This is a genomic window from Chromobacterium sp. S0633, from assembly GCF_024158805.1.
GTDB lineage: Bacteria > Pseudomonadota > Gammaproteobacteria > Burkholderiales > Chromobacteriaceae > Chromobacterium.
On the sequence record NZ_JAMZGH010000026.1, the window covers coordinates 38153 to 50689 of the forward strand.

Below are 12537 nucleotides of genomic sequence, written 5' to 3' on the forward strand. Positions count from 1 at the left end.
GACCTGACTGCGCATTGCGCAACATCAAGCTTTACGCCCCCGCCTGGACGATGCCGCGGCGCTGCGCGTCGGGCCGGCGTGCTAGAATGCCCGCCATCCAAGCACATAGCCCAATCGGAAACCGGTTTTCATGGACAAAATCGTCATCGCCAGCCGCGAGAGCCGGCTGGCCATGTGGCAGGCCGAACATATCCAGGCCCGGCTGCAAGCGCTCTACCCCCACCTCAGCGTGGACATCCTGGGCATGACCACCCAGGGCGACCAGATTCTGGACAAGACTCTGTCCAAGATCGGCGGCAAAGGCCTGTTCGTCAAAGAGCTGGAAGTGGCGCTGGCCGAAGGCCGCGCCGACCTGGCCGTGCATTCGATCAAGGACGTGCCGATGGTGCTGCCGGAAGGCTTCGCGCTGGCCGCCATCTGCGAGCGCGAAGACCCCCGCGACGCGCTGGTGTCCGCCCGCTGCGCGGACTTGTCGGAGCTGCCGGACGGCGCGGTGGTGGGCACCTCCAGCCTGCGCCGCGAATCGCAGATCCGCGCCCGCTATCCGTGGCTGGTGGTCAAGCCGCTGCGCGGCAATGTGCAAACCCGGCTGCGCAAGCTGGACGACGGCGAATACGACGCCATCATCCTGGCCGCCGCCGGTCTCAAGCGCCTGGGCCTGTCCGAGCGCATCCGCAAGGAGCTGCCGCCGTCGGAAAGCCTGCCGGCCGCCGGCCAAGGCGCGCTGGGCATCGAAATCCGCGCCGACCGCGCCGACCTGATGCAGCTGCTCGCGCCGCTGAACCACGCCGCCACCCACGCCTGTGTCAGCGCCGAGCGCGCGCTGGCGCGCGAGCTGGGCGGCAGCTGCCAGGTGCCGCTGGGCGCCTTCGCCACCCTCAGCGAAGACACGCTGACGCTGGGCGGCTTCGTCGCCAGCCCGGACGGTTCGGTGATGCTGACCGCCAGCGCCAGCGCCCCGGCCGATTACGCCGACGCGCTGGGCCGCGTCGTGGCCAAGAAGCTGCTGGACGACGGCGCCGGCCCGCTGATCGAGGCGGTGCTGGCCGACCCGCGCTGAGACGGCGATGCCGCGCGTCCTGGTCGCCCGCCCGCTGGCGCAAAGCGCCGAGCTGCTGCGCCTGCTCGCCGCCGCCGGCTTCGACGCCGGCCATCTGCCGCTGATGGAGATCGCTCCGCAGCCAGACGCGCTGGCGGCGCTGCCGCAACAAGCGGCGGCGGCGGACTGCCTGGTCTTCATCAGCCCCAGCGCCATAGATCAGGCCTGGCCGGCGCTGCGAACGCTGGACCTCGCCGCCAAGCGGCTGGTCTGCGTCGGCCGCGCCAGCGCCGCCAAGCTGGCCGCGCTCAGCGGCCGAACGGCGCTGCACCCCGCCGAGGGCAGCGACAGCGAAGCCTTGCTGGCCCTGCCCGAACTGGCCGATATGCGCGGACAGCGCGTGCTGATCGTGCGCGGCGTCGGCGGCCGGCCGCTGCTGGCGCAAAGCCTGGCCGCGCGCGGCGCGGCGGTGGAGTTCGCCGAAATCTACCGTCGGCTGGACGGCGCGCCGGACTGGGCGGCCTTCGACCTCGCGCCGCCGGACGCGGTAATCGTCACTTCCGGCGAAATCGTAGAGCAATTGTTCCGTCTCGCTGGCCCCAGTCGAATCAGGACGTTACAATGCCTGCTATATTGCGTGCCGCATCCGCGCGTGGCCGACCGGCTCGCCGCGCAAGGCGCGACGCGCATCATGACAACCCGGGCCGAAGACAGCGCGCTGGTCGCCGGCCTTAAAAAATGGTTCTGTCGTCACCCATGAGCGAATCCCAGATCACCGAAACCGCCAAACCCGAGTCCAAGAAATCGCTGAGTCCGGCCTTGCTGATCGCCATCGCCGCGCTGGGCGTGTCCGGCTGGCAGTACTTCAGCACCCAGCAGGAACTGACCGCCGCCCGCCAGGAACTGGCGCGCCGGCTGGCCGAAGGCAGCGGATCCGCCAAGGAGCTGCGCGCGATGACCGAGCAGGCGATCAGCGCCAACCGCGCCACCGAAGGCCGGCTGGCGCTGATGGAGGCCCGCGTCAACGAATCCGCCGGCCAATACGCGACGCTGAACGGCATGTACCAGGAACTGACCAAGAACCGCACCGACTGGCTGCTGTCCGAAGTCGAGCACACCCTGGCCATCGCCAGCCAGCAATTGCAGCTGGCCGGCAATGTGCCGGCCGCCGTGTCCGCGCTGGAAATGGTGGACGCGCGCCTGGCCAAGTTCGACCGCCCGCAGCTGATCGGCGTGAAAAAGGCGGTGGCCACCGACCTGGAAAAACTCAAGGCCCTGCCCTATCTGGACAGCGTCGGCCTCACCGTCAAGCTGGACCGGCTGATGCTGTCCGCCGACAGCCTGCCGCTGGCGGTGGACGCCCACCGCCTAGCCAGCCAGAAACCGCAGGCCAAGGCCGCGACGCCGGCCAGCGCGCCGCTGTGGGAACGCTTGGTGGCCGACGTCAGCAAGAGCCTGGGCGAGCTGATCCATATCCGCCGCATGGACAAGCCCGAAGCGCTGCTGCTGTCGCCGGAGCAAGCCTTCTTCCTGCGGGAAAACCTGAAAATGCGCCTGCTGGACGCGCGCCTGGCGCTGATCCAGCGCGACGGCAAGACCTTCGCCGCCGACATCGTGGCCGCGCGCAGCTATGTGCAGCGCTACTTCGACCGCGACGCTCCAGCCGTCACCCAATGGCTGGGCACGCTGGGCGAACTGGAAGGCGCGCCGCTGGACGTGGCGCTGCCGGACATGAACGCCAGCCTCAAATCGGTGCGCGACGCCCAAGGCGCGGCAGGAGAATAAACCGTGAAATTCGCCTTGTGGATTACCGGGCTGTTTGCCCTCGCGGTGCTGGTCGGCCTGGCCGCCACCCTGAACACCGGCTACGCCATCCTGTTCCTGCCGCCTTACCGGATGGAAGTGTCCTTCAACCTGCTGATCGTGTCGGTGGTGGCGCTGATCTTCGTGGTGCACCTGGTGCTGCGCATGGTGGCGGTGGCCGCCAATCTGCCGGCGGAAGTGCGCCGCTTCCAGCGCCAGAAAAAGCTGAAAGCTTCCCGCCACGCGCTGCGTGAAGCCGGCATTTCCTACTTTGAAGGCCGTTTCCAGAAAGCCGAGCGCGAGGCCAGCAAATCGCTGGACGACGAATACTCGCCGGAAAACAAGGCGCTGGCGCTCTTGATCGCCGCCCGTTCCGCCGGCGCCGCCGGCGATCTGGACAAGCGGGACGGCTATCTGGCGCAACTGGACGCCATGCCGCCGCGGCTGCAGCTGGCGCGCCATATGCTGGACGCGGAACTGAAGCTGGAAGCCAAAGACCCGCTGGGCGCCTTGGCCGCCATCGAACGCGCGCGCGCGCTGTCGCCCAATCTGACCAACGCCTTGCGGCTGGAATTGAAGGTCCGTCTGTTGCAGAAGCAGCCGGAGGCGGTGCTGGCGCTGACCGAGAAACTGCTCAAGGCCGACGCGCTGGAGCCGGAACAGGCGCGGCGCTACCGCTTGGCCGCCTACCAGCAACAGCTGGTGACGCTGCTGGGCGGTCAGGAAATCCGCGACTGGCTGCGCCGCATTCCGGAAGCCGAACGCAGCAACCCGCAGCTGATGGACCAGGTGGTGGCGCGGCTGATCGTGCTGCAGGACTACGACTACGCCGCCACCTTACTGGCCGGCGCGCTGGCCAACGACGACCACGACACCCCGGAGCTGTCTCGCGAACTGGGCAAGCTGGCCGAGCACCTGAGCGAGGACAAGCGCCTGGAACTGCTGAAAACCGCTGAAAACTGGCTGAAGAAGCGGCCGCGCGACCACTGGCTGCTGATGGCCTTGGGCCGTCTGGCCCTGTGCCAGCAGCTGTGGGGCAAGGCGCAGAGCTATCTGGAAGCCAGCGCCTCGATCTCGCCGACGCTGTGCGCCCACGCCGAGCTGGCGCGGCTGTTCGAAGCCACCGGCAAGGAAGAGCTGGCGGCTCAGCATTACAACAAGAGCCTGGAGCTGGCGCTGAAACAGGGCTGCTGATCCCGGGGACTCCATACGAAAAAGGACATGCTCGCGCATGTCCTTTTTTATTTGCCCTGATTGTTATTGGCTCAACTCGACAACAGCAGCACCCCCCAGGCCAAGGCCAGATAGCGCGCCGCCTTGCCCAGGGTCAGCCACAGAATGCTGGACCACCAGGGCAGCCGCAGCCAGCCGGCGGCCAAGGGGATGGCGTCGCCGATCACCGGCAGCCAGGACAGGGCCAGCACCGCCGGGCCGAAACGCTGGAACCAGCCGGCCAGCCGCGGCGGCAACTCCTTGCGCGGCGCCAGCCGCCCCAGCCACAGACTGGTGACGCTGCCGGCGGTATTGGCCACCGTGGCCACCAGCAAGGCCGGCCACAGCCACTCCGGCCATTTGTACAGAAAGGCGGACAGCGCCAGTTCGGAATTGCCGGGCAGGATGGTGGACGAGGTAAAGGCCGACACCGCCAGCCCGCCCAGGCCCAGCCAAACCAAATGACTCATTCATCAAACCCGATGGTTTCGCCGCAGGCGGCGGCGATGGCGGCGCTGAGCGTGGAGAAGAACTCCGAACCGTCGCGTGCGGCGATCCAGCGGCCGTCGCGGAAGGCGAAGTGGTAGCCGCCGCTCTTGGCCGCGATCCACAGCTCCTGATTGGCGGTGTGGCGGTTGACGATGATCTTGGCGCCGTCGCTGAACTCGATGTCCAGCACATTGCCGGACACCAGGTAGTCGGCGTCCAGATCATTGTCGTCGATGGCGGCTTCGATGCGTGCGAAGATGGCGTCGGTGTGCCGCAGAAATTCGGTTTCGTTCATTGCGCTTTCCCGTTGAATGACGGCCTGGACGCCGTCTTGGCGCGGCTCAGGCCTTGATCGCCGGGCGCATCGGAATCACACGACGCGCCGCAGCTTTGCTAGTATCCAGATTTTGCCACATTGGAACTCATTCGTATGCGCACCTTGCTGGCTTGTGCAAGCCTGACCCTGTTCCTGGCCGCCTGCGGCTTCAAAGGCCCCTTGTATCTGCCCGCCCCCGCCGCCAAGCCGGCCGCCGCCGCGCCGGCCGTCAAACCCGCGGCCAAGGCCGACGCCTCCGCTCCGCGCGCCGCGGCCGAACCCGCCGCTCCCGCCGTCCGCTGACGGTTCCCGCCGCGCTTTGGGCCCGGCGCGGCGGCCGCGAAATGCCGAAGACATATTGATATTCCCACGCGGTTTCCTGCGCTTCAGTCATATCCTTTACACTCAAAGGCTGTATCTGCAGATAAAGGAGCCGCCGATGTCCCACTTCGCCCGTCATCTGGAACATCACACCATCGTCAACCCCTTTCCCGGCATCGCCAAGCTGGAAGCGGCCTTGGGTCACCGCATCGGCGCGCGCATCGGCTCCAATGAAAGCATGGCCAAGCCGGCCTCGCCGCTGACGGCGGAATTCGGCGAGATGATGACGGAGCTGGCCCGGCTCTACCCGGACCCCTACGCGCACGGGCTGCGCCAGCGCGCCGCCGCCCACAACCGCGTGGACCCGAGCCAGGTGCTGTTCGACACCGGCGCCGACAGCCTGATCCTGCTGGCGCTGCGCCTGGCCTGTAATGTCGGCGACGCGGTGGTGTGCACCGCCGGCACCTATCCCACTTTCCGCTATTTCGCCGAAGGCGTGGGCGCGCGCATCCTGGAAGTGCCCTACCAGCAGCAAGGCGACCGGCTGCAAGCCGATCTGCCGCGGCTGGCGGAGGTGGCGCGCGCCGAGCGCGCCGCCGTGCTCTATCTCGCCAACCCGGACAATCCCAGCGGCCATTACTGGGGCGCGGACGATATCCTGGCGCTGCGCGAAATGCTGCCCTCGTCCACGCTGTTGATTCTGGACGAGGCCTACGTCGATTTCTGCGTGGACGCGCAGGACGCGCCGCCGCAAGGCGCGCTGCCCAACACGCTGCGGCTGCGCACCTTGTCCAAAGCCTATGCGCTGGCCGGCCTGCGGGTGGGCTACGCCGTCGGCCCGCAGCACATCGTCGCCAAGGCGGACCAGATACGGCCTCAATTCGCGCTGTCCAGCTTCGCCCAGCTGGCGGCTCAAATCGTGTTGGACGATCCGGACTACTCGCGCCAGCTGATCGCCGCCACCATCCATCTGCGCGACAAGCTGTCCGACGCCTTGCGCGCGCGCGATCTGGTGGTGATGCCCTCGCACACCAACTTCGTCTGCATCGCCTATCGCGACGCCGCCAGCAGCGAGGCCATTCACCGCCAACTGCTGTCCGACGGCATCGCCGTGCACCGGCCGCCGCATCCGGCGGTGCGCCATCTGCTGCGCGTCACCGCGCAGCCGCAGGCGCTGTCGGCCAAGGTGATGGCGGCGCTGGCGGAAGGTTAAGAAGCGGCTCAACATCCGCTGCGCTTCGTGATACGAGGCGCGGCGAGCACCGCTTCGTGAACGCCCACGCGCTACGCGTGCGTTTCGCTTCCTCAGCGGTTTTCGCCTTGTCTCGCGCTGGCTCGCAAGACTTTGAACCGCTCTTCCGCCCCATAAAAAACGCCCTGGACCGGCTAGCGGCCCAGGGCGCGGTCTTTTCCCCGCCGTCCTCACTCCGAGGTGCTGGGATTCCAGTAAGCCTGGCTGATGAAAGGCTGGGCCACCAGCTTGGCGGCGATCTCCTCCAGCTCCTCCCACTCCACCGAGGTGGACAGCAAGGTGGCGGTCATCTCCACCTCGTCGTCGCCGAAGGGCTCCACGTCCAGATCCCCCACCGGGTATTTGGACTCCTCCAGCAGATCGCTGAGCAAGGCCATCGCGTGCTTCTGGCCGGAACGGCTGGAAATCACGCATAGCTGGTAAGTGACTTCGCTGGTTTCGTCGTCGATCGGCTTGCGGTTGATGGAGTTCACCACCGGACGCAGCAAGGTGTTGCTGGCCAAGACGAACAGCGTGATCAGAAAGGCCTGCGGAATCTGACCGGCGCCGGCGCTGGCGCCGACCGCGGCCGAGCCCCACAAGGTGGCGGCGGTGTTCAAACCGCGCACGTTCAGGCCTTCCTTCATGATGGTGCCGGCGCCCAGAAAACCGACGCCGGACACCACGTAGGACGCCACCCGCGCCGCGCCGCCGGTGCCGTCCAGCTGCAAGGCCATGTCGACGAAGGCCGCCGCGCCCACCGCCACCAGGGTATTGGTTCGCAAGCCGGCGGTACGCTGACGGAACTGCCGCTCATAGCCAATGGCCGAGCCCAGGATGAAAGCCGTCAACAGGCTGAGCAAGGTTTGCAGCAGACCAGACCCGTTGAAGCCCAGAAACTGCAGTAAGGTTTCCACTTCTTATTCCTCCTGCGGTCGATTGAAAAAACAGCGCTCCCGTCGCGCCGGGAAACAGTCAGGCAGTTTGCCACATCCGCGTCACCGGGTCGTGTCCGACCAGGCGATTGCTGCGCGGCGAAGCACACGTGACGCCGGCCCAAGCAGGAAAATTGACGACGGCGGATGCCTGCTGACAGTACGCTGTCAGCAGGGGGGCCGCACACTGTCCTCCAGGCCGCAACGCCGCCTCCGTCCCGCCCGGAAGCGGCGCCGGGATGTCCCCGGCCGGATCTCGATAAAACCTGTTCAAGGAGTGTGCCATGTCCCCCGTTCTACACTGGTTTGAAATTCCCGTGCTCCAATTCGAGCGCGCCGTCGCCTTCTATCAACAGGCGCTGCGGGTGGAGCTGCAAGAAGAGAGCTTCGACAATAATCGCATGGCCCTGTTTCCCCAAACCGGCGACAGTTGCGGCGGCGCGCTGCTCAGCTGCCCGCAAGCCCGCCCCCATGTCGACGGCGTGCGCGTCTATCTGGACGGCGGCGCCGATCTCGACGCCACGCTGGAACGGATCAAGAGCGCCGGCGGCATCGTGGTGCAGCCCAAGACCGCGCTGCCGGAGAACTGGGGCCAGATCGCGCTGTTTTCCGATCCGGACGGCAATCTGATCGGCCTGCACAGCGCCGCATGAGCCGGCGCTACTGGATAGGCGTGGCCAGCCGCGACCATGTTCGGCGCGGTCTGGCCGGCGGCTTCGCCCAGCTCTGCCACGGCAAGGCCGCGCCGCTCAGGCGGATGGCGGCCGGCGACGGCCTGATCTATTACTCGCCGGTGCTGAGCCTGGAGGGGCGCGAGCCCTGCCAGCGCTTCACCGCCGTCGGCCTGGCGGCGGACGCCCGAGTCTATCCCTTCCGGGTCAGCACCGATTTCGAACCCTACCGGCGCGACATCGCCTTCTGGCCGGCGGAGGACGCCGACATCCGGCCGCTGCTCGGTCAATTGGCCTTTATCGCGGATCCGGCGCGCTGGGGCTACGCTTTCCGCTTTGGCCACCTGGAAATCGGCCATGCCGATTTCCTGTTGATCGCGCGCGCAATGCGGGCGACACTGCCGCCATCCATGCTGCGGGAATCCGACTGAATGCGCCGAGCCGACCGACTGGTCCAAATCCTCTTGCTGCTGCGCGGCCGCCGCCGCACCACCGCCCGACAATTGGCCGAATGGCTGGAGGTGACGCCGCGCACCGTCTACCGCGATATGGCGGACCTGATGGCCAGCGGCGCGCCGGTCAACGGCGAGGCCGGCGAGGGGTATTGGCTGGAAGCCGGCTTCACGCCGCCGGCGGTGGCGTTTTCCGCGCGCGAGCTGGCGGCGCTGGAAGTGGGCGCCCGCATGCTGGCCGCCTGGGCCGACCGCGACACCGCGGCGGCGGCGCAATCGGCGCTGGGCCGCATCCACGCGGTGCTGGGCTCGTCCGGCCTGCCGCCGGAACCGCTGTACGCGCCGACGTCGGGCAATTACCCGCGCGAGCGCTTGGCGCCGCTGCGCGACGCCATCGTCTCCCGCCAGCCGCTATGGGTGGACTACCGCGACGAAAGCGGCCGCGGCAGCCAGCGCGCCTTGATGCCGCTGGCGCTGTTCTTCTGGGGCGACCGCTGGCTGCTGGCCGCCTGGTGCGGGCTGCGCCTGGACTACCGCAGCTTCCGCGTGGACCGGCTGCAAAGCTGGCGCGCCACGGACTTGAGCTGTCCGCCCGGGGTCAGCCTGGCCGGCTATCTGAGCCATGTGGACGCCGGCGGCCAGGCGCTGGCCTGGCTGGAACAACACCAGCGCCAACCCTGGCATCAGGAATAAGACCCGCTAACAAAACCCCTGATCCCGCGTTGCGCCTCCTTGTCGTACTACGGGTACTGCCTGCGTCGGCGCGCCTTGGCTCAGGTTCTCTGCGAGGTGTTGTTAGCGGCTCTAAGCGCCGCGTCGCCGGCTCAAGGCAGCAGGATGATGGAGCCGCTGGTCTTGCGTCCTTCCAGATCGCGGTGCGCCTGCGCCGCCTCGGCCAGAGGATAGCGATGCGAAGGCGCCACCTTGATCCTGCCGTCCGCCACCCGTTCGAACAGCGCCTGGGCCGAAGCCTCCAGCTCCGCGCGGCTGGCGATGTAATCGGCCAGCTTGGGCCGGGTGAAGAACAGAGAGCCGCGGCTGGTCAATTCCAGCGGCGCGAACGGCGGCACCGCGCCGGAGGCGTTGCCGAAGCTGACCAGCATGCCGCGCGGGCTCAGGCTGGCCAGCGAGATCTGGAAAGTGTCCTTGCCCACCGAATCGTAAACCACCGGCACGCCCTGGCCACCGGTGATCTCGCTCACCCTGGCCACCACGTCTTCTCGGCTGTAATTGATCACATGCTGGCAGCCCAGACCGCGCACGATGTCGGCCTTGGCGTCGGAGCCGACGGTGCCGATCACCGTCGCGCCCAGCGCCGTCAGCCACTGCACCGCGATCTGGCCGACGCCGCCGGCGGCGGCGTGCCACAGCACGGTCTGCCCCGGCCGCACCGGGTAGCTGCGCTGCACCAGATACTCCACGGTCATGCCCTGCAACATCATGCAGGCGGCGGATTCGTCGCTGATGCCGTCGGGAATCTTCACCAGCACCGCCGCCGGCAACAGCCGTTCGCTGCTGTAAGCGCCCAGCGGGCCGCCGGCGTATGCGACGCGGTCGCCCACCGCCAGGCCAGACACCTCCGGCCCCAGCGCCTCCACCACCCCCGCCGCTTCCTGGCCCAGGCCGGACGGCAGCGGCAGCGGATACAGGCCGCTGCGCTGATAAGTGTCGATGAAGTTGACGCCGATGGCGGTGTGACGCACCCGCACCTGGCCCGGTCCCGGCGCGGCCAGCGTCTGGCTCTGCAGGCCCAGCACTTCCGGCCCGCCGGTATGGGAGAAAACGATGGCTTGAGTCATGGCGGCCTCCTCGGCGCAAAAAATCCAGTGTGCGGCAGCGCCTTCCCCCGGACAAGCCACTGTCGCAGAACAGACTGTTTCGATGCTCAGGCCAATAATTGCCCGCGCCCCCAGGCCAGCGCCTCCGGCAAGATGCGCGGCCAGGCTTCAAGCCTGTGGTCGTCGCCGTTGAACACCGTCTGACGGCAGTCCAGATACAGCGCGGCCGCTTCGCGCCAGTCCAGCACCTCGTCGCGGCTGCCCAACAGCAGCCAGTAACGGCGCGCGGACGGCTGCGCCACGCGCTGCGCCAGCAAGGCCCGCATATCGGCGTCGCTCAGGGTATAGACCACGCCGGTGTAGGGATTGGTTTGTTCGCCGATGAAGCGCGCCAGGTCGTCGTAAGGCCGCACCGCCGGGTTGATCAGCACCGCCGGGCGTTGATGACGCTCGGCCAGAAACGTGGCGTAATACCCGCCGAGTGAGCTGCCGATCAACAGGGTGTCGGCCGGCAAGGAGGCCACCAGGGCGGACGCCTGCTCAATCGCCTCGGCCGGATGCGGCGACAACTGCGGACAATGCAGGGTCGCATCGAAAGCGTTCTGTTGCAGATAAGCGGCGGTTTCGTTCGCCTTCAGCGATTGCGGACCGGAGTTGAAGCCGTGCAGGTAAACAATATGCATGCGGATGGGAACAAACGGAAAAGAAAGAGTTCATTCTAAATGGCCATCGTCCCAAGAAAAACCCTGGCAGCCGCGGCTGGCAACCGTCCTTTCGACGGGCTTGCCAATACATTCGCATGAATGATACAAAAACGCGGAAAAAATAATAAAACCGACGATTTATGCCATTGAGCGCGGTTTACAAAGATAACAGGAGAACATTAATGCTTGCCACCCTGCCGGACAACGCCCTCGTCGCCGACGCCACCACCACCAAGCCTTACTCCGTCGCCAGCCTGATCATGGCTTGCGGCTTTCTGCACCACAGCGCGCAGGCCTTTCTCGACGACGTGCGCGCCGATCAGGCGCTGATCCGTTCCGGCTTCTGCCCCCGTCACCATGTGCATGTGGACCGCGACGGCCAAGCCACGGTGGACGGCTTCGTCCACGAGCAAGTGGGTTTGTTGCTGCAACACAACGCCTCCCTGCATTTCGCCCTGCATGAGATGCTGATGCAGTTTGGCCCGGACGCCTGCAACGACACCCTGGCCGGCATCATCGTGCGCGGTCTGCGCGGGGTTCAGGACTGGCAGGCCGCCTGCCAGTGCCTGGCGGCGATGCGCCGCGGGCCGGCCCGCGCCTGAAAGCCCGGCCTGGGTTTCGAGGCCTATTTGGCCCTCTTGGCCAGATCCAGCGCCTTGAGCCTGGCGCCGACGTCGCCCTGAGCCGCCGCCTTGGCGTACCAGCGTATCGCCGCCGGCAGATCCCGCTCCACGCCGTCGCCGTGCTCGTACATGCTGGCGATCAGATATTGCGCGCCCATATCGCCCTGCTGCGCGGCTTTTTCGTACCAGTACGCGGCCAGCCGGTAGTCCTTGGCCGCGCCGCGGCCCAAGAAGTACTGGGTGCCCAGATCCAGCTCCGCCGGCAGATAATCCTGCCGCGCGGCCAACAGGAACCAACGCGTCGCCTCGGTCTGCGACTTGGCCACTTGCTGACCGCTTTCATACAGCGCGCCCAAGGCGTGCTGCGCCTGCGGCAGACCCGCGTCGGCAGCGCGGCGCAGCCAGCGCTCGCCCTGCGCCCGGTCCGGCGCGCCGCCTTCGCCGCGCCAATGCATCATCGCCAGGTCGAAAGCCGCCACCCGGTCGCCCGCCTGGGCCGCTTGCTCGAACTGCCGGCGCGCGGCGGCGAAATCGCCGCGCTGATAGCTGGCCCAGCCCGCCACGTCCGCGGCCAGGGACGCCAGCGCCCACGCCGCCCATATCCCGCCTGCCCACGCCTTCATCGCGCCTCTCCTCATCGGGCCCCTACTACCAAAGCTTAGAAGCTGTTCAAAGCCCGCTGAAGCGCCAATGCGCCACTGACGCATTCCGCTTTCTCAGCGGCGTTCGCCCTGTCTCGCTCTCGCTCGCGAAACTTTGAACAGACTCTTAGTCGGCGGCGGCCGGGAAATCTGTCGGCGGCGGCTCACCGCCCAGCTTCCGGTCGATGAACTCCAGGAAGGCGCGCACCTAGGCCGGCACGTGCTTGCGCTCGGGAAACACCGCGTGCAGCGGCAAGGGATAGCGCTCCAGCAGAGGCAGCAGCCGGCCGGTAGCCCGGCGCAATGCTTGCTATGCTGAAAG

Annotated in this window: 16 protein-coding genes; 10 read left to right on the plus strand and 6 right to left on the minus strand. The window is 67.3% G+C overall.

What is annotated here, in order from left to right; genetic code table 11:
* Positions 1-130: 130 nt before the first annotated feature.
* The 4 genes from hemC to NK214_RS15990 are packed head-to-tail and all read left to right on the plus strand — an operon-like array spanning position 131 to position 4036.
* Positions 131-1060 (plus strand): hydroxymethylbilane synthase, encoded by a 930-nt coding sequence (gene hemC / locus NK214_RS15975; RefSeq protein ID WP_253314977.1) that lies wholly within the window; start codon positions 131-133, stop codon positions 1058-1060.
* Positions 1061-1067: 7 nt separating this feature from the next.
* Positions 1068-1799: a uroporphyrinogen-III synthase gene (locus NK214_RS15980; protein ID WP_253314978.1), complete on the plus strand. Its 732-nt coding sequence runs from the start codon at positions 1068-1070 to the stop codon at positions 1797-1799.
* A complete protein-coding gene (locus NK214_RS15985) occupies positions 1796-2824 on the plus strand; it encodes a uroporphyrinogen-III C-methyltransferase (protein ID WP_107801199.1) in 1029 nt (342 codons plus the stop codon). The genes NK214_RS15980 and NK214_RS15985 overlap by 4 nt, the downstream gene beginning before the upstream one ends.
* 3 nt (positions 2825-2827) lie before the next feature.
* A complete protein-coding gene (locus tag NK214_RS15990) occupies positions 2828-4036 on the plus strand; it encodes a heme biosynthesis protein HemY (RefSeq protein ID WP_048412739.1) in 1209 nt (402 codons plus the stop codon).
* A gap of 71 nt (positions 4037-4107) precedes the next feature.
* Here the strand turns inward: NK214_RS15990 and NK214_RS15995 are convergent, their stop codons facing one another.
* On the minus strand, positions 4108-4524 hold the full coding sequence (locus NK214_RS15995) for a YqaA family protein (protein WP_107801200.1): 417 nt from the start codon (positions 4522-4524) through the stop codon (positions 4108-4110).
* Entirely contained in the window at positions 4521-4838 is a 318-nt protein-coding gene (gene cyaY / locus NK214_RS16000; protein WP_107801201.1) for an iron donor protein CyaY, read from the minus strand. The genes NK214_RS15995 and cyaY overlap by 4 nt, the downstream gene beginning before the upstream one ends.
* Before the next feature lie 135 nt (positions 4839-4973).
* On the opposite strand from cyaY, the gene NK214_RS16005 reads away from it, so the two are divergent.
* Both NK214_RS16005 and NK214_RS16010 read left to right on the plus strand, forming a co-directional pair.
* The gene (locus NK214_RS16005; protein WP_107801202.1) at positions 4974-5162 is read left to right on the plus strand and encodes a lipoprotein; all 189 of its coding nucleotides are present in this window, start codon (positions 4974-4976) and stop codon (positions 5160-5162) included.
* Between the two features lie 136 nt (positions 5163-5298).
* Positions 5299-6393, plus strand: a complete 1095-nt coding sequence (locus NK214_RS16010) for a histidinol-phosphate transaminase (RefSeq protein ID WP_107801203.1) — start codon at positions 5299-5301, stop codon at positions 6391-6393.
* Between the two features lie 209 nt (positions 6394-6602).
* Here the strand turns inward: NK214_RS16010 and NK214_RS16015 are convergent, their stop codons facing one another.
* On the minus strand, positions 6603-7328 hold the full coding sequence (locus NK214_RS16015; protein WP_019103569.1) for an MgtC/SapB family protein: 726 nt from the start codon (positions 7326-7328) through the stop codon (positions 6603-6605).
* 302 nt (positions 7329-7630) lie between these two features.
* Here NK214_RS16015 and NK214_RS16020 point away from each other — a divergent pair, with 302 nt between their 5' ends.
* Genes NK214_RS16020 through NK214_RS16030 form a run of 3 tightly spaced genes read left to right on the plus strand, consistent with a single transcriptional unit; the run spans position 7631 to position 9162 of the window.
* On the plus strand, positions 7631-7999 hold the full coding sequence (locus NK214_RS16020; protein ID WP_107801204.1) for a VOC family protein: 369 nt from the start codon (positions 7631-7633) through the stop codon (positions 7997-7999).
* Complete coding sequence (locus tag NK214_RS16025) at positions 7996-8448, plus strand: EVE domain-containing protein (protein ID WP_253314979.1); 453 nt, start codon at positions 7996-7998, stop codon at positions 8446-8448. The genes NK214_RS16020 and NK214_RS16025 overlap by 4 nt, the downstream gene beginning before the upstream one ends.
* A complete protein-coding gene (locus NK214_RS16030) occupies positions 8449-9162 on the plus strand; it encodes a YafY family protein (protein WP_107801206.1) in 714 nt (237 codons plus the stop codon).
* A gap of 131 nt (positions 9163-9293) precedes the next feature.
* Here the strand turns inward: NK214_RS16030 and NK214_RS16035 are convergent, their stop codons facing one another.
* Positions 9294-10268: a quinone oxidoreductase gene (locus NK214_RS16035; RefSeq protein WP_107801207.1), complete on the minus strand. Its 975-nt coding sequence runs from the start codon at positions 10266-10268 to the stop codon at positions 9294-9296.
* An 86-nt stretch (positions 10269-10354) separates the two neighbouring features.
* Entirely contained in the window at positions 10355-10930 is a 576-nt protein-coding gene (locus NK214_RS16040) for a YqiA/YcfP family alpha/beta fold hydrolase (protein WP_107801208.1), read from the minus strand.
* Positions 10931-11133: 203 nt separating this feature from the next.
* Between NK214_RS16040 and NK214_RS16045 the strand changes: the two genes are divergently transcribed.
* Entirely contained in the window at positions 11134-11553 is a 420-nt protein-coding gene (locus NK214_RS16045; RefSeq protein ID WP_043589344.1) for a hypothetical protein, read from the plus strand.
* A 23-nt stretch (positions 11554-11576) separates the two neighbouring features.
* Here NK214_RS16045 and NK214_RS16050 read toward each other — a convergent pair whose 3' ends face one another.
* On the minus strand, positions 11577-12197 hold the full coding sequence (locus tag NK214_RS16050; RefSeq protein ID WP_253314980.1) for a tetratricopeptide repeat protein: 621 nt from the start codon (positions 12195-12197) through the stop codon (positions 11577-11579).
* Positions 12198-12537 lie beyond the last annotated feature (340 nt).

Coding starts and splice junctions, on each gene's coding strand:
- NK214_RS16025 (WP_253314979.1), top strand. CDS start 7,996: ATGAGCCGGCGCTACTGGATAGGCGTGGCCAGCCGCGACCATGTTCGG.
- NK214_RS15985 (WP_107801199.1), top strand. CDS start 1,796: ATGAGCGAATCCCAGATCACCGAAACCGCCAAACCCGAGTCCAAGAAA.
- NK214_RS16020 (WP_107801204.1), top strand. CDS start 7,631: ATGTCCCCCGTTCTACACTGGTTTGAAATTCCCGTGCTCCAATTCGAG.
- NK214_RS16050 (WP_253314980.1), bottom strand. CDS start 12,197: ATGAAGGCGTGGGCAGGCGGGATATGGGCGGCGTGGGCGCTGGCGTCC.
- NK214_RS16035 (WP_107801207.1), bottom strand. CDS start 10,268: ATGACTCAAGCCATCGTTTTCTCCCATACCGGCGGGCCGGAAGTGCTG.
- cyaY (WP_107801201.1), bottom strand. CDS start 4,838: ATGAACGAAACCGAATTTCTGCGGCACACCGACGCCATCTTCGCACGC.
- hemC (WP_253314977.1), top strand. CDS start 131: ATGGACAAAATCGTCATCGCCAGCCGCGAGAGCCGGCTGGCCATGTGG.
- NK214_RS16005 (WP_107801202.1), top strand. CDS start 4,974: ATGCGCACCTTGCTGGCTTGTGCAAGCCTGACCCTGTTCCTGGCCGCC.
- NK214_RS16045 (WP_043589344.1), top strand. CDS start 11,134: ATGCTTGCCACCCTGCCGGACAACGCCCTCGTCGCCGACGCCACCACC.
- NK214_RS15980 (WP_253314978.1), top strand. CDS start 1,068: ATGCCGCGCGTCCTGGTCGCCCGCCCGCTGGCGCAAAGCGCCGAGCTG.
- NK214_RS16010 (WP_107801203.1), top strand. CDS start 5,299: ATGTCCCACTTCGCCCGTCATCTGGAACATCACACCATCGTCAACCCC.
- NK214_RS16040 (WP_107801208.1), bottom strand. CDS start 10,930: ATGCATATTGTTTACCTGCACGGCTTCAACTCCGGTCCGCAATCGCTG.
- NK214_RS15995 (WP_107801200.1), bottom strand. CDS start 4,524: ATGAGTCATTTGGTTTGGCTGGGCCTGGGCGGGCTGGCGGTGTCGGCC.
- NK214_RS16030 (WP_107801206.1), top strand. CDS start 8,449: ATGCGCCGAGCCGACCGACTGGTCCAAATCCTCTTGCTGCTGCGCGGC.